The sequence below is a fragment of the Rhodobacter ferrooxidans genome (assembly GCF_000176015.1).
Classification (GTDB): Bacteria; Pseudomonadota; Alphaproteobacteria; order Rhodobacterales; family Rhodobacteraceae; genus Pseudorhodobacter_B; species Pseudorhodobacter_B ferrooxidans.
Map to the genome: position 1 here is coordinate 1 of NZ_ACYY01000016.1, position 15,131 is coordinate 15,131.

The 15,131-nt window shown below is 65.1% G+C and carries 14 protein-coding genes and 1 pseudogene; 6 read left to right on the forward strand and 9 right to left on the reverse strand.

Features of this window, described 5'->3' with window-relative positions:
• Positions 1-278: 278 nt before the first annotated feature.
• Positions 279-770, forward strand: coding sequence for a hypothetical protein (locus RSW2DRAFT_RS11875; protein WP_008031281.1), 492 nt, complete (start codon positions 279-281; stop codon positions 768-770).
• A 47-nt stretch (positions 771-817) separates the two neighbouring features.
• Here the strand turns inward: RSW2DRAFT_RS11875 and RSW2DRAFT_RS11880 are convergent, their stop codons facing one another.
• The 3 genes from RSW2DRAFT_RS11880 to RSW2DRAFT_RS11890 all read right to left on the reverse strand — a co-directional run bounded on the left by RSW2DRAFT_RS11880 (position 818) and on the right by RSW2DRAFT_RS11890 (position 5,309).
• Entirely contained in the window at positions 818-3,103 is a 2,286-nt protein-coding gene (locus RSW2DRAFT_RS11880; protein WP_008031283.1) for a glycosyl hydrolase family 28-related protein, read from the reverse strand.
• A gap of 162 nt (positions 3,104-3,265) precedes the next feature.
• A complete protein-coding gene (locus tag RSW2DRAFT_RS11885) occupies positions 3,266-3,673 on the reverse strand; it encodes a DUF4864 domain-containing protein (protein WP_008031286.1) in 408 nt (135 codons plus the stop codon).
• Positions 3,674-3,722: 49 nt separating this feature from the next.
• On the reverse strand, positions 3,723-5,309 hold the full coding sequence (locus tag RSW2DRAFT_RS11890; protein WP_008031287.1) for a lysine--tRNA ligase: 1,587 nt from the start codon (positions 5,307-5,309) through the stop codon (positions 3,723-3,725).
• Positions 5,310-5,477: 168 nt separating this feature from the next.
• Between RSW2DRAFT_RS11890 and RSW2DRAFT_RS11895 the strand changes: the two genes are divergently transcribed.
• Both RSW2DRAFT_RS11895 and RSW2DRAFT_RS18835 read left to right on the forward strand, forming a co-directional pair.
• Positions 5,478-5,849 (forward strand): tellurite resistance TerB family protein, encoded by a 372-nt coding sequence (locus RSW2DRAFT_RS11895; protein WP_232209686.1) that lies wholly within the window; start codon positions 5,478-5,480, stop codon positions 5,847-5,849.
• Positions 5,850-6,028: 179 nt separating this feature from the next.
• Positions 6,029-6,424 carry a GFA family protein gene (locus RSW2DRAFT_RS18835; protein ID WP_040672136.1) on the forward strand — a complete coding sequence of 132 codons (396 nt, stop codon included), beginning with the start codon at positions 6,029-6,031 and terminating at the stop codon, positions 6,422-6,424.
• A gap of 74 nt (positions 6,425-6,498) precedes the next feature.
• On the opposite strand, the gene RSW2DRAFT_RS17965 is transcribed toward RSW2DRAFT_RS18835, so the two are convergent.
• Positions 6,499-6,648 carry a hypothetical protein gene (locus RSW2DRAFT_RS17965; RefSeq protein ID WP_008031291.1) on the reverse strand — a complete coding sequence of 50 codons (150 nt, stop codon included), beginning with the start codon at positions 6,646-6,648 and terminating at the stop codon, positions 6,499-6,501.
• A 14-nt stretch (positions 6,649-6,662) separates the two neighbouring features.
• The gene (locus RSW2DRAFT_RS11905) at positions 6,663-7,394 is read right to left on the reverse strand and encodes a Crp/Fnr family transcriptional regulator (RefSeq protein WP_040672115.1); all 732 of its coding nucleotides are present in this window, start codon (positions 7,392-7,394) and stop codon (positions 6,663-6,665) included.
• Positions 7,395-7,598: 204 nt separating this feature from the next.
• Between RSW2DRAFT_RS11905 and RSW2DRAFT_RS18715 the strand changes: the two genes are divergently transcribed.
• Positions 7,599-7,733 (forward strand): hypothetical protein, encoded by a 135-nt coding sequence (locus RSW2DRAFT_RS18715; protein ID WP_269630214.1) that lies wholly within the window; start codon positions 7,599-7,601, stop codon positions 7,731-7,733.
• Here the strand turns inward: RSW2DRAFT_RS18715 and dacB are convergent.
• Positions 7,724-9,195, reverse strand: a pseudogene (gene dacB, locus RSW2DRAFT_RS11910) (D-alanyl-D-alanine carboxypeptidase/D-alanyl-D-alanine endopeptidase). The gene RSW2DRAFT_RS18715 and the pseudogene dacB sit on opposite strands and share 10 nt — an antisense overlap.
• A 105-nt stretch (positions 9,196-9,300) precedes the next feature.
• Positions 9,301-9,975, reverse strand: a complete 675-nt coding sequence (locus RSW2DRAFT_RS11915; RefSeq protein ID WP_008031299.1) for a nicotinate-nucleotide adenylyltransferase — start codon at positions 9,973-9,975, stop codon at positions 9,301-9,303.
• Positions 9,976-10,111: 136 nt separating this feature from the next.
• On the opposite strand from RSW2DRAFT_RS11915, the gene ettA reads away from it, so the two are divergent.
• Positions 10,112-11,767, forward strand: coding sequence for an energy-dependent translational throttle protein EttA (gene ettA / locus RSW2DRAFT_RS11920; protein WP_008031301.1), 1,656 nt, complete (start codon positions 10,112-10,114; stop codon positions 11,765-11,767).
• A 201-nt stretch (positions 11,768-11,968) separates the two neighbouring features.
• A complete protein-coding gene (locus RSW2DRAFT_RS11925; protein ID WP_008031303.1) occupies positions 11,969-13,603 on the forward strand; it encodes a methyl-accepting chemotaxis protein in 1,635 nt (544 codons plus the stop codon).
• Between the two features lie 72 nt (positions 13,604-13,675).
• Here the strand turns inward: RSW2DRAFT_RS11925 and RSW2DRAFT_RS11930 are convergent, their stop codons facing one another.
• Entirely contained in the window at positions 13,676-13,879 is a 204-nt protein-coding gene (locus tag RSW2DRAFT_RS11930) for a YgaP family membrane protein (protein ID WP_008031305.1), read from the reverse strand.
• A gap of 91 nt (positions 13,880-13,970) precedes the next feature.
• The gene (locus RSW2DRAFT_RS11935; protein WP_008031307.1) at positions 13,971-15,125 is read right to left on the reverse strand and encodes a DUF1501 domain-containing protein; all 1,155 of its coding nucleotides are present in this window, start codon (positions 15,123-15,125) and stop codon (positions 13,971-13,973) included.
• Between the last annotated feature and the right edge of the window lie 6 nt (positions 15,126-15,131).

Consider the following 15,131-nt stretch of genomic DNA (forward strand, 5'->3'; position numbering starts at 1 on the left):
GCGCGCCACGAATTCCGCCGAAGCGGGGTGCGCCAACGGCCCATGTTGAAACCCTGACATCAAAGCCCCTCCCAAGGCAGGCGCATGGTGGCGCCCGGTGTTGCGGCAGCGGTTGAACTCCGCGGCTCTTGCATCCTTGAGAGGAGTGTAATCCCAAGGCCGGATTTCGGAAAAGCCCTGCCTGCGCGCCCAAGCCGAAATTGGCGCAAGGCGCGGATGGGCTGGCGGATGGGTTTGGAAGCCGTCATAAACCGGGGGCAATCGCTGATGGAAACGCCATGCCCCGCCCCGACCCCGTAGCCCCTGCCGATGCCGAAGCCCGCGCCCTGGCGCTGGCGTTGCTGGCAGGTGCCCGTCATGCCGCATTGGCGGTGATCGACCCCGAAACCGCCGCACCGGGCATCAGCCGCATCGCCCTGGGACTGGATGCGCAGGGCCTGCCGCTGACGCTGATCTCGCAACTCGCCCCGCATACGGCGGCGCTGCGGGTCAACCCGGCGGCGGCGCTGATGGTGGGAGAGCCGGGGCCGAAGGGCGACCCGCTGACCCATCCGCGGCTGATGCTGCGGGTCAGCGCCAGCTTTCTGGACCGCAATGCCCCGGGCCACGCCGCCCTGCGCGCCCATTGGCTGCAGAGCCACCCCAAATCCACGCTCTACGTCGATTTTGCCGATTTCGCCTTTGTCCGCTTTTCCCCGGTTTCGGCACTGCTGAACGCAGGCTTTGGCCGCGCTTTCCGGCTGACCGCCGCCGACTTGCTACCGCACTGAAAAAGGCGGCCCCGCAGGACCGCCCCTTTCCGCTTGCCCCGCCCGTTTCAGACCGGGGTATCGCAGCGCAGCGTCACCTGCACCTTGCCCTTCACATCGGCGGGCCACTTCAGGTTCACCTGACCCTTCGACGCCCCCTGCTCGACCTGCGCATAGGGCATGTCATAACGCACCACGTTCGATACCGTGGTGATCGAGCCTTCCGCGGTGATCGCCTGCACATTGCGCGCCCAGCCTTCGAACGGCAGGAAGGCCGCGCCATCGACCACCCAGGTGGTGGCAGGCGTCACCTGCGCATGTTCGATCGTCACCGGGCTGATCGTCAACTGGTTCACCGCGTTGAAGGTGTTGGCACTGAACACCACATTGCGGAACCGGCTGAAATCCAGCGAGGCCTGCGTGGTATCGACCTTTTCCACCCGGTCGATGCTGCCGTTGATGCAGCGGAAAGTGTTGCCGGTGACGCTGAGGCCGTTGATGAAATGCCCCGGCCCGCGTGGCGTCACCACCAGCCAGCGGAACGACGGCGCCACCCCCGAGGCCATGAAGATGTTGCCGGTGATGGTCAGGCCGCCGAACGACAGTTCATTGCTGAAATCCGGCGAGGGGTCATGCTCGTTCGACCATTCCAGAAAGCAGTTATCGACGTAGTTGCCGGAAAACAGCGTGCGGTTGTTGGTCTGCGTCATCACCAGCCCGGCCTGACGGATACCGGCGGGCTGATCGTCGCCCTGGAAGAAGTGGTTTCCGATCAGCATGTTGCCGGTGCCGCCCAGAATGGCGAAAGTGGCAAAGCGCACGATGCGGTTGTCGCGGATCTTGCAGTCGTTGGCATTGGCGTTCAGCGCAATGGTGGTGCGGTCCTGCGCCGGAACCGCCTGCTCGTTCGACAGGAACTGGCACTGATCGACGATCAGCCCCTGACAGCCCGAACCGATCGAGGTGATGCCGCGATCCTTCGGGGCGTTGATCACGCAATCGGCGACCCGGAAAGTCAGCCCGACCTGCGCCAGCATCAAGCCACTGGCCTTGCCACCGCAGTTCAGCTCCAGATCGGTGATCTCGAACCGGTTGAGCTGCGCAAAACCGCTGAAATCCAGCAGGTATTTGTAGCGGCTGAAGGTGAAGGTGCGGGTGCCCGCGGCGCCCCACAACGGCTGGCTCAGGGTCAGCGTGCCAGCGCCGACGTTCTTGGCCGCCACATAAACCTCGCGCCCGACGCCGGTGCCGGTGATCCGCGCGCCAACCGGCACGTTGGCCACATTGGCCACCGCGGTCAGTTGCGTGGGGTTGCTGGTGGTATAGGTCGCCACCGAAGTCACCGTATCGGTGTTCCACGCCGTGCCGGTCAGCGCCGTCAACTGGCCGTTGGTCAGCACCCGCCGTTCGGTGAACGAGGTCAGCCCGCACAGCGCCGCCACGTCGATCGGCCCGGTCAGATCGACCTTGCGGCCGCTCAGATCGAAGGTCACGTGATCGCTGAAGTAAAACAACACCTGCAACCCGCGCCGGAAGCCCTCCAGCTCGGTGCCGAAAGCGGCGGTATAGGTGTCCAGATTGAAGTTGCGGGTGCAGGCCAGCCGGGCGGCAGCAGGCATCACCACCGTGCCTTCAAACCGCACATTCGCGTTCAACGTGACGTTGCTGGCCAGATAATAGCTGCCGGCCGACACCAGCACCGTGCGCCCGTTCGCCGCCGCATCGGTGGCCAGAAACGCCGCCGTATCATTGGTCACGCCATCGCCCACCGCGCCATAGTCGCGCACATCGACGGTATCGAGCATGTTGCGGTGGAACACGTCGGTCACGTCCTCGATCACAATGTCGTCGATGCGCACCACGCCGCCATTGGCGCCGGTCAGATCAATGCCGAAATGGCCGAACACCGGCTCGGTGCCCCAGACCAGATCAACCCCGGTGCGATTGCCCGAACCGATGATGGCGCGCAGCGTCACCACCTCGCCATAGGAGGTCAGCGCCACCGCGGGTGCTGTCGAGGGCACCACGACATTGGTGCCATTGGCCCGCCCGGCCCAGCCCGCGATGCGCACCGACGGCAGGTTGCCCGACACCGCCTTGATCCGCACGGTGACTTGCCGATAAAGCCCCGGCTCGATCGGGGTTTCCCCCATGTAGCGCAGCTTCTGCGTCACATCGAGTTTCTGCAATTCCAGACAGCCGGCAAAATCCTGATCCGCAGGCACCAGCGCCGCATTGGGCTGGCCTGCATAGGGGGCCGAGCCGGGCGTGCCGTCCTCGCGCGACCATTGGCTAAGGCCTGCCGAAAACGGCAGCGGCATCAGCACCAGACCATCGGTAATCGCCTTGTTCATGTCGGAAATCCCTCGCCTCGTTGCGCAAATCGGGGGCGATCACGCCGCCGCATGGCCGAGGGTTTACCGACTAGTCCTTAAGCCCGCCTGCAACCAGCGCACGCCGAACCGCCCGGCGGCGCAACGGGTATGGGTATTTGCGCTAGGAAGAAACCGGCAGGTTCAGGCGCCCACATCCGAGGGCGGCAGCAGTTGCACCGCATTGATCTGCCAGCCATCCGGGGTTTCGATCATCTGGTAGTCGAGCATATGCGAGGCTCCGGCCTGATCGGTCACCATCACCCGTTGCCAAAGACCGCCCGCCACGTCTCGCAGCCCCAGCAGCCGCACCGCTGCCGGTCGCCAGACCATCGGATAACCCTGCTGCACCATGGCACCAAAGTTTTCCGCCGATCCGAACAGGCTTTTGATATTGGGCGAGGCATAGCCGAAGGCCCGGCCCAGATCATCCGCCTGAAACGCCGCCATCTGGCCACGGATCACCGCCGCGATATCCGCCTCGCGCGGCTCTGACCAAGCCGCCCCGGCGAACCCCATCGCCATCACCACAGCCAGAACGCTCTGCCGCATCGCCAGCCCTCCCCGATCCCGGGAAAAGCTAGGCCGCGGCAGGCACTGGTCAAGCCGCGGGCATCAACCCGCCCGCAAGCGCCTTGTCCAGCAAGGCGATGGTCTCGGCCACGCCATAAAGCGCGATGAACCCGCCAAAACGCGGACCTTCGCTGGCGCCCAGCAGCACCTCATACAACGCCTTGAACCAGTCGCGCAGCGGGTCAAAGCCATGCTCCTTGCCCACCGCGAACACCAGGTTCTGCAAGGCATCGCCATCCGCCCCGCCCTCCCAGACCGCCAGCCGCGCCCGCAGATCGGCCATCGCCGCCGCCTCCTTGGCATCGGCCAGCCGGAACTGCCGCTTCGGCGCCACGAAATCGCGGAAATACCGCACCGCATATTCCGCCGCCGCATCCAGATCGGGATGGGTTTCCGCCGAAGCCTCGGGCGCATAGCGCTTTATGAAACCCCACAGCCCGTCCTTGCTGGTCGCCGCCGACACCGACGCCAGGTTCAGCAGCATCGCAAACGGCACCACCATATGACTTTGCGGCGGCGCTCCGTGGTGAATATGCCAGACCGGGTTGTTCACCTGCGCCTCAACATCCTGCGTGGCATAGGCGCGCAACTGCTGGTGATACTCATCCACCGCCTTGGGGATCACGTCGAAATGCATCCGCTTGGCGGTTTTCGGCTTCAGATACATGAAATAGCTCAAGGATTCCGTCGCCGCATAGGTCAGCCATTCGTCGATGGTCAGCCCGTTGCCCTTGGATTTGGAAATCTTCTGCCCGGTCTCGTCCAGAAACAGCTCATAGGTGAAATGCTCGGGTTTCCGCCCGCCCAATATCTCGCAAATCCCGTCATAGATCGGCGTGTTGGTCGAGTGATCCTTGCCATACATCTCGAAATCCACATCCAGCGCCGCCCAGCGTGCGCCGAAATCCGGCTTCCATTGCAGCTTCACATTGCCGCCGGTCACCGGCAGCGTGCAATCGCGGCCATCCTCGCCCTCGAAGGTGATGGTGCCATCCTTCGCGTTCACCTCTTTCAGCGGCACATACAGCACGCGCCCCGAAATCGGGCTGATCGGCAAAAAGCAGGAATAGGTCTGCTGCCGCTCCTCGCGCAGACTGGCCATCATCACCGCCATGATCTGGTCATAACGCTCGCAGGCCAGCCGCAGCGTGTCGTCAAACCGCCCCGAGCGGTAGAAATCCGTCGCACTGATGAACTCGTATTCGAACCCGAAAGTGTCCAGAAACCGACGCAGCATGGCGTTGTTGTGGTCACCGAAGCTGGGATACTCGCCAAACGGATCGGGCACCGAAGTCAGCGGCTTCTGGCGGTGCAGGTTCAGCATTTCGGTGTTGGGCACGTTGTCGGGCACCTTGCGCATGCCGTCCAGATCGTCGGAAAAGCAGATCAGCCGGGTCGGAATGTCGGAAATCACCTCGAACGCGCGGCGGATCATCGTGGTGCGCGCCACCTCGCCAAAGGTGCCGATATGCGGCAGGCCGCTGGGCCCATAGCCGGTCTCGAACAGCACATAGCCCTTCTCGGGCGCCTTCTTTTCATAGCGTTTCAGGAGGACGCGGGCCTCTTCGAACGGCCAGGCTTTCGATTTCATCGCAGCATCACGCAAGGCCGACATCGGCGCATCCCCATCCAGCAGCCCGCACCCGATGCGCGGCCAACGCCTGTCTCCTATTGCCGCCCGGCCCCCCCGTCAATAATCTGCGCCCTGAACCTGAACCAAAGGAACCACCCCGTGCCCCATACCCCGCCCTCGCTGTCGCCGCAGGATGCGCTTGTCGCCATCATGATCGCCGTCTCGGCGTCCGATGAACAGATGCGCACCTCGGAACTGGTGGCGATCCAGCGCATCGTCCACCACCTGCCGATCTTTGCCGAATACGACAAGGACCGCATCCGCCAGATCGCCCAGACCGTGTTCGACCTGTTCGAGGAAGAAGACGGCCTCGACGCCCTGTTCGGCCTGATCCGCGACGCCCTGCCCGCGAAGTTCTACGAGACCGCCTATGCCCTGGCCTGCGACGTCGCCGCCGCCGACGGCAAACTGCGCGAGGTCGAACTGCGGATGCTGGAAGAGATCCGCGACGAGCTGGTCATCGACCGCCTCCACGCCGCCGCGATCGAGTGGGCGTCAAGGGCAAGACATTTGCGGTTTTAGGGGGGGGCATCCTGCGCGAACGGGTGACAGCTATGCGGACATAGCCGACTTCGACCCTCCATAGCTTGCTGCCGATCTTGGGACAATCTTTCGGAGATTCCGATCCGACCGGCGTTGTCGTCTTGATCGATAGAAGGCGCATGGATAAACTTCCTTACGGAAGCACCGGAGCGCCCATCATGCTGAAAGGAACCTGCCACTGCGGGGAATGTACCTGGACAATTGACGCTCTGCCCGAATCGGTGACGGCTTGCAATTGTACAATATGTCGGAGATTCGGGGCGCTTTGGGTGTATGGCCATTTGGGCCATGACGTATTTGTTGATGGACAATCAAAAGCTTATCGTCGAAGCGATGGCGGTCAGCTCGAGTTTCACTTTTGCCAGATCTGCGGGTGCGCGATGTACAATGTCGCCATCCACCCACAGGATGACGGCCTCCGCTGGATTGCTGTCAATTGTCGTATGACGGACCCCGGCCCGATCGCGTCGCTTCCCATCGATCACTTCGACGGACACGATACTTGGGCGGATCTTCCCCGAGATGGGAAAACCGTAAAAGACATGTGGTTCTAGACCGCCAAAATGCGTTTGGGGCTGACGACAGACCAAAGCATCCCGAATGTCTGCAGTGGGCTCCAAGCGTCCCCCTACCCATAAACCTCCGCCCAGCGGCTCACCAGCTTCGCCTGCAACAACCGCGCCCGCTTGGTCCAGTCGTGGCCGCCTTCGGGTTCCTCCCGCTGGCTCATCGGCAGGCGGTCGCGGCGGTCGGTATTGGTGCAGATGACCGCGAACACCAGATCGCGCCCCCTCAGTAAGGCGACACCGGTCCGTCCTGATCCAGATAACTGCGGTCGAAGTCGGCGAAATCGACCAGGCCTTCGTAATCGTCGAACGTCACCCGGCCGTTCTGGAACGTCATCAACCCCGCCTCCCTTATCTCGCGCAGCACCCGGTTCACATGCACCGCCGAAAGCCCCACCGCATCCGCCAGATGATACTGGGTCAGCGGGCAGGCAAACCCGGTCTTGTCGCCCAGACCCACCAGCCGCAGCCGGGCGTTCAGCTCCAGCAGCAGATGCGCCGTGCGTTCCGCCGCCGGGCGCTGGCCGACGCCCACCAGATGCTCGACCACCATCGCCTCGTCGCGCGACACCGCCCACAGCACCGCCGTCGCCAGCCGCGGGGTCTTGGCAAAAGTCTGGAACAACTCGTTCTTCGACACTTCCGACGCTTCGATCGGCGTGATCGGCTCCACATTGTGGTCCGAGTTGCGGAACAGCATCGAACGCACGCCCAGAAAATCGCCCGGAATCTGAAAGTTCACGATCTGCCGCTCGCCATCGGCAAGGATCTTGTAGGAAAACGCCCAGCCATCGGCCATGATGAAGGCGGATTGGTCGATCTCGCCCTGATGCACCAGTTCCAGACCCGGCGCAAATTTGCGCCGTCGCTGGTAAAGCTCTGATACGGCTTGCAATTCATCCGCACCCAGCCTGACAAAAGAGGCGATCTTGCGGGCGAAAGGACTGTTCTGAACCAATGGATATATCTTCCCTGCGGGAGGAGTTGGCACTCGATTTTGGCGGATTTGCCCCTTCCAAACGTCCCTTTTCCCAAGGGCGTTCGTGGCGATCCATGTGGCCACCCTGCCTGCAGTCACGCGGAAGGTGCCATCGCCTGTCCGGTTCATAGGCCGATCCGCCGCACAACACCATCGGTATTCCTCTGGAACCGGCGGGCGACCATGCGCACAGCCACCACCCGGCCTTGCAAGGCCCGCGCGCAGATCGGCAATGGGGCGGCACAACTGCCGTTGTGCGATGGCGTCAGCCGGCTGGGACAGGCGACGATAAGGGGCGGAACCGAGCCCTACCCGTAAACCCCCGCCCAGCGGCTCACCAGCTTCGCCTGCAACAACCTTGCCCGCTTGGTCCAGTCGCGGCCGCCCTCCGGCTCCTCCCGCTGGCTCATCGGCAGCCGGTCGCGGCGGTCGGCATCGGCGCAGAACACCGCGAACACCAGATCGCGCCCCGACGGCGGCAGCACATAACCCGCCAGCCCCGACACGAAATTCAGCGTGCCGGTCTTGCCGATCACCCGCACCGGATGGCCCTCGATCACCTTGCCCTTGGCATCGCGCATCCCGATCTCGCGCAACACCCCCGGCAGCGCCGTGCCGCGCGCCGCCAGCAGCGCCGTCACCATGTCGCGCGCCGATATCCGCGAGCCTGCGCCCAGCCCGGAGTGATCGACAAACCGCGCCCCCAGCCCATAGCGCCCCGCTGCCCAATCCGACATCGCCTTGCCCGAAGCCCCCAGCGACCCGGCACCGGACGCTGAAAGCCCCAGCACCTCGGCCGTCATGTTGGTGGAAAACTTCAGCATGTCGCGCAACACCTCGGCCAAGGCATCGCTGCGATGCTGCACCAGCACGCGGCCCTGCGGCACCGCGTCCACAAACCCCGCCGCGGGCAGATCAATCCCCTGCGCCGCCGCCAAAGTCTGAAACACCTCCGCCACATAGGCCGCCGGATGCCGCACCGGCAACCAGCGGCTGCCCGCCTTGCCCAGCGCCTTGGCCGAAACCGTCCAGTCGTCGCCCCCGCCCCCCCCGCATAGGAAAACACCGGCAGATCGCGCTCCACCACCCGCACCCGCGCCATCCGGACCAGCGGCACGAACCGCTCGGCCCGCGCGTCCATGCTGACGTCATAACCCTTGGCGCGGCGCTTCCATTCGAAGTTCACCCGGTTGAAATTCAGGTTCAACCCCGAGATCGCCGGGTTGTAGCCAACGAAATCCGGCTGCTCGCGGTCGATCTGCGCGATCTGCGGCAAGGCCCCGGCATAGGCCAGATAGCGCCCGGTCACCCCGCGCACCCCGCGTTGTGCCAGCTCCGCCGCCATGTCGCCCAGCATGTCGGTGGAAAGCGTCGGATCGCCCGACCCCACCAGCACCAGATCGCCCTCGATCCGCCCGCCCACCACCGGCCCGGTGGCCACAAGCTGTGTGACAAAACGATGCCCCACCCCCAGCCGCTCCAAGGCAAACAGCGAGGTGATGGTCTTGGCCACCGAGGCGGGCGGTTGCGCCAGATCGGGGCTTTCCGCCTCCAGCACCCGCCCGGTGGCCGCATCCGCCACCACGAACCCCACCGCCCCGCCCAGCCGCGCCGCCGCAATCAGATCCGCCACGGACGGCCCGGCGTCGGCGGCAACCTCCAGCAACCCGCCGCCCCGGCGATGCGGCCGCAACGACCGCAACGGCGCCTCGGCCCACAAGGGTGTCGCCACCCCCGCCAAAAGCGCGCCCAACACCGCGCGCCGCGAAATGTCATTCATCCTTGCCATGCCGCGACCCTAGCCGCAGCCCCCAGAACACCGCAAGCACCCCACCCGGCTTTCGGCTTCACCTTTGCACAAATATCCTCGGGGAGTGATGCGCGATCAGAAAACCTCCAGTGGAGGTTTTCCGCGAAGAACGCCCGGCCCGTGGCCGGGCTGGGTGGGCAACGCGCCCCCCACCTTCCATTCGCCCCGTGCCCGAATGGCCGAGGACGACAGATCCACCAGCGGCACATTTGCCAGACACCACGCGGGCGGCGCCAGATCGCCCAGCCGCCCCGCCGCCGCACCCTGCACCCGCTCGCCACGGTATATCCGCGCCGCCCGGCTGGCCCGTGCCGCCAGCCCCGCCCCCGGCCGCGCCAACACCCCCACCGGCACATGCGCCATGATCCATTCCCAACGTTCCCAGCGGTGAAACTGCGCCAGGTTGTCCGCCCCCATCAGCCAGACGAACCGCACCCCGGGATAGATCGCCTGCAGCTTCGCCAGCGTCGCCGCCGTATAGCGCGTGCCCAGCCGCGCCTCCAGATCGGTCACCACCACCCGCGGATGCTGCATCACCGCCCGCGCCCGCGCCAACCGCTGCGCCATCGGCGCCGGACCCTTGGCCTTCAGCGGATTGCCGGGGCTGACCAGCCACCACACCCGGTCCAGCCCGAACCGCTTCAGCGCCTCGCGGCTGATATGGGCGTGCCCTTCATGCGCCGGATCAAACGATCCGCCCAGAAGGCCGATGGTCATGCCCGGCGTGGCAATGGGAAACCCCTGTCTCATGCCTGCTTTCCTAGCCCAAACCCCGCCACCCGCGCAGCACAAAATCCGCAAGCTGCCAACTGCACCACCGCGTTGCCCTCGTGCCGAACAATCGCTATGACACGCCGCAAGCACGCCCCGCAGGATGGAGATGATCATGGCCACTTATCAATACGTCTACCATATGGAAGGCGTCTCCAAAGCCTATCCCGGCGGCAAGAAATGTTTCGAGAACATCCACCTGAACTTCCTGCCCGGGGTGAAGATCGGCGTGGTCGGCGTCAACGGCTCGGGCAAATCCACCCTGCTGCGGATCATGGCCGGCATCGACAAGGATTTTCAGGGCGAGGCCTGGGCCGCCAAGGGCGCGCGCGTCGGCTACCTGCCGCAGGAGCCGCAACTGGACGAGAGCCTCGATGTGCGCGGCAACGTCATGCTGGGGGTGGCCGACAAGCAGGCGATCCTGACCCGCTACAATGACCTTGCGATGAACTATTCCGACGAGACCGCCGAGGAAATGGCCACTCTGCAGGACACCATCGACGCGCAGAACCTGTGGGATCTCGATAGCCAGATCGACGTGGCGATGGAGGCTTTGCGCTGCCCGCCCGACGATGCCGCGGTTTCCACCCTGTCAGGCGGCGAAAAGCGCCGGGTGGCGCTGTGCAAGCTGCTGCTTGAAGCCCCCGACATGCTGCTGCTGGACGAACCGACCAACCACCTGGACGCCGAATCCATCGCCTGGCTGCAACAGCATCTGATGGCCTATACCGGCACCATCCTGATCGTCACCCACGACCGCTATTTCCTCGATGACATCACCTCTTGGATTCTGGAACTGGAGCGCGGCCGCGGCATCCCCTACGAGGGCAACTATTCGGCCTGGCTGGAACAGAAGGCCAAGCGGCTGCTGCAGGAAGCCCGCGAAGACAAGGCCAAGCAGAAGGTGCTGCAACGCGAGCTGGAATGGATCCGTTCCGGCGCCAAGGCGCGGCAGACCAAGCAGAAGGCCCGGATCTCGAAGTACAACGAGATGGCCAACCAGTCGGAACGCGAGCGCATCTCCACCGCCCAGATCATCATCCCGAACGGCGAACGGCTGGGCGGCAAGGTGATCGACGTGCAGGGCCTGAAGAAGCACATGGGCGACAAGCTGCTGATCGAGAACCTCAGCTTCACCCTGCCGCCGGGCGGCATCGTCGGCGTCATCGGCCCCAACGGTGCCGGCAAATCCACCCTGTTCCGCATGATCACCGGGCAGGAGCCGCCGGACGAGGGCTCCATCACGCTCGGCGACACCGTGCAGCTTTCCTATGTCGATCAGTCGCGCGACTCGCTGGACCCCAACAAGACGGTGTGGGAGGAAATCTCCGAAGGGCTGGAGGTGATCCACCTTGGCGACGCCGAAATGAACTCGCGCGCCTATTGCGGGGCGTTCAACTTCAAGGGCCCGGACCAGCAGAAGAAGGTCGGCATCCTGTCGGGCGGCGAGCGCAACCGGGTGCACCTGGCCAAGCTGCTGCGATCCGGTGGCAACGTGCTGCTGCTGGACGAACCGACCAACGATTTGGACGTGGAAACCCTGCAGGCGCTGGAATCCGCCATCGACGAATTCGCCGGTTGCGCGGTGATCATCAGCCACGACCGCTTCTTCCTGGATCGCCTCTGCACCCATATCCTGGCCTTCGAGGGCGATGCCCATGTCGAATGGTTCGAGGGCAACTTCGAGGCTTACGAGGAAGACAAGGTGCGCCGTCTGGGGCCGGATTCGATCGAGCCGAAGCGGGTGAAATACAAGAAGTTCACCCGGTAATCGCCCGGCGACCGGTCGGAAACATCCTTCACTGCTCCGCTTTTCGGGCGCCCCTGCATCGCTTCATTTCCTGTTAATCGCCACCCGGTAAAACGGATGTGGGGCGACAGCAGTGCTGCGCCCGTGCAGGTTCGCGCCCGATGCCAGCGCCATGCCGCATGGGTTTGAAAGTGCGGGCTGGAACAAGGCGAAGGGGTGCGCATGAGAATAACGATCAAGCTGAAACTGCTGGCGAGTTTCCTTCTGGTCTTTGCGCTTTCTGCGACGGCGGTCGGGCTCGCGGTCCGCACCCTGCTGAACTCCAATGCGATGTTCAATCAGCTGGTGGAAACCCAGTATCCGCGCGTGGCGCTGGCCGAACGGCTGAACGCCGAGCAGCTTCAGTTCAGCATCGTCATGCGCGACCTCGTTTCTTCGGCAAGCCAGAACGAACGGCAAACCCGGATGGACGAGATCGCCGCGATCCGCCAGCAGATGACCGACAGCATCACGGCGCTGACCGCCGCGACCGACGAGAGCGGTCGCCCGGCGCTGGACGCCTACAGCGCCGCACGCGCCGAGGCGATCGCCATCAACAACCGGGTGTTCAAACTTGCCCAGGATGGCCGGAAGGACGACGCGCTGCATCTTCTGGCGACCGAATCCCGGCAGGGCATGGCGCGGCTGGAGGCCGCGCTGACCACCTTCCGCTCGGGTTACATCGCTGAAATGGATGCGATGGCTGCACAAGCCCGTGCCAACATGGCGACCTCGCTGCGCAATCTTGGCTTCATCCTGGCAGCGGCGGCGGGTCTGGGCGGCCTTGCGGCCTTTGCCATGATGCGCACCATCGGCGTCGGGTTGAACCGCGCGGTGACGCTTCTGGATCGGGTCGCCGGCGGTGACCTCGGCCATACTGCAGAGGTGCGCGGCAGCGACGAGATCAGCGCCATGCTGACCGCCGCGAATTCGATGGTCATCCGGCTCCGCGACGTATTGGGCAGCGTTTCCGGCGTGGCCCGGCAGGTCGCCTCTGGCAGCGTCCACATAGCCAAAACTTCGGGACAGCTCAGCCAGGGCGCGACCGAGCAGGCCTCGGCCACCGAACAGGCCTCGGCCTCTGTCGCCGAAATGGCCGCCAACATCAACCAGTCGGCCAATAATGCGGCCCAGACCGAGCAGATCGCCCTCCGCTCGGCCGTGGACGCCCGTGCCTCCGGCAAGGCGGTGGCCGAAGCAGTGGATGCGATGCAGGCCATCGCCGCGCGTGTCCTTGTGGTGCAGGAAATCGCCCGACAAACCGACCTGCTGGCGTTGAACGCCGCGGTCGAGGCGGCGCGCGCCGGCGAACATGGCCGCGGTTTTGCCGTGGTCGCCTCCGAGGTGCGCAAACTCGCCGAGCGCAGCCAGGCTGCGGCGGCCGACATCTCGACGCTTTCATCAAGCACGGTGCGAGCCGCGTCCACCGCCGGCGAAATGATCGACCGTCTGGTGCCGGACATCGAACGCACCTCCGGCCTTGTCAGCGAGATTTCCGTTGCCGCCAGAGAACTGGCAACGGGTGCCGAGCAGGTGGCGCTGGCCATCCAGCAGCTTGACCTGGTCACGCAGCAAAACAGTCAGGCATCGGAAGAATTGTCCACCAGCGCCAATGGACTGTCCGGCCAGGTCGATCAGATGGAGCAGGCGATCTCGTTCTTCGCCACCGGCATCGCGAAGGCGGTTCCCGCGGCTGCGGCCCGTCTGCCCGCGCAGGCGGCCATGACGCGGCTCACCGCATCGTCCGGCCGCGCGGCGTCCGACGGAGTGCATGGCACTGCCCTCGCCAAGGACGGGTCACGCCGCAAAGTCGCCTGAGGGCGTCTTGGCCAGTGGCCGCGACGGCAAAATACGCCGGCCGCCGCGCGCGCGGCAGGTCAGCCCGCTGCTTTACTCGAAAGCGCAGCCCTTCTTCACGCCCAGCGCGCGGAACACCGCGGCGGCGGGGCAGAAGCCGGTGAAGCTGGACTGGATCAGGTTGGCGCCGATGAACACGGTGAACCACATGAACAGCGGCGACACCCAGAGGGTCAGCGCCATGCTGAGCAGCACCATTACACCGGCAAACAACAGAACAGAGCGATCAAGGGTCATCCTACATCTCCCAAAGCCGACGCCCCAAGCGCCCGCGACCTGGAATACCTAGCAGCCCGACAAAACAAATTCAAGTATCTGAATATAAATTCTACCCCCACAGCCCCAAAGGCTGCGGCGTAAAGCCGGGGAAAACCGTTGCGGCGTCGGCAAGACCCATGTGCCCGGCCAGAAGCTCTGCCAGGACAATGCGGTAGTCGGTGGTTACCGCGAGGTCCGCGCCCTCGTCCAGCGCGGCATTGTCCAGCCCGGGCCAGCGCCCCAGCATCCGCCCGCCCTTGGCTTGCGGCCCCAGCACCATCATCACGTTGCCGCGCCCGTGGTCGGTGCCGCCGCCCGAGTTGGCCCGCAGCCGCCGCCCGAACTCGCTCATCACCACCACCGACACGTCCTGCTGCAACGGCCCCAGGTCGCGCCAGAACGCCATCAGCGCATCCGACAACCCGCCCACCAGCCCGGCGAATGGCCCGGCCTGCCCGACGTGGGTGTCCCAGCCCGGCACATCCACCGTCGCCACCCGCAGCCCCAGGTCAAGCTTGATCGCCTGCGCCACCGTCATCAGCGGCGCCGACAGCGGGTTGTCGCCAGGGTAGTCCACCGCAGCCGCATAGGGCACCACCGCCTGATCGGCTTCCGACCAGATCCGGCCGCCGATCACGTCGGAAAGTGCCAGCAATTCCTGCACCGGCAACGCCAGCGCCGCGTGGCTGCCGAACCCCGTTGCCAGCCGCGCCTTCACCACCGGAGCCAGCCAGTTGCCGGTGCCGATCATCAGATCCTCCAGCACCCCGGCCACTGCCGCATCGGCCCCCAGCAGGCTGGCCGGACGGCTGGCCCCCACCGCCAGCGCCGGCATCGGCCCGCCCGGCCGCGCCGTGGCCAGCCAGCGCGAAATCCACCCGCCCGGATCGCCCGGCGCCAACGCGGCCCCGAACAGCCCGCGCTCGATCCGGGCTTCGGCGTCGAAATGGCTGCGGGTGGCATCGGGCAGGCCCGAGGCATGGATCAGCGACAGATCGCCCGCGTCATACAAGTCGGCCAGCGCCCCGGCGCTGCGGTGAAAGCGGAATTCGACATCCGCCAGGTCCTGCGCGATCCGCCGTCCCGCCGCATCGCCCTTGCGCAACACCCGCAATTCCTCGGGCCGCGCGGCGATCAGGTCGGGGTCCGAGGATGGGCACACCAGCCCCAGCCCGTCCGCCCCGCCACGCAGGAACAGCACCACCATGATCGGATCGCGCGCCATGCCCAC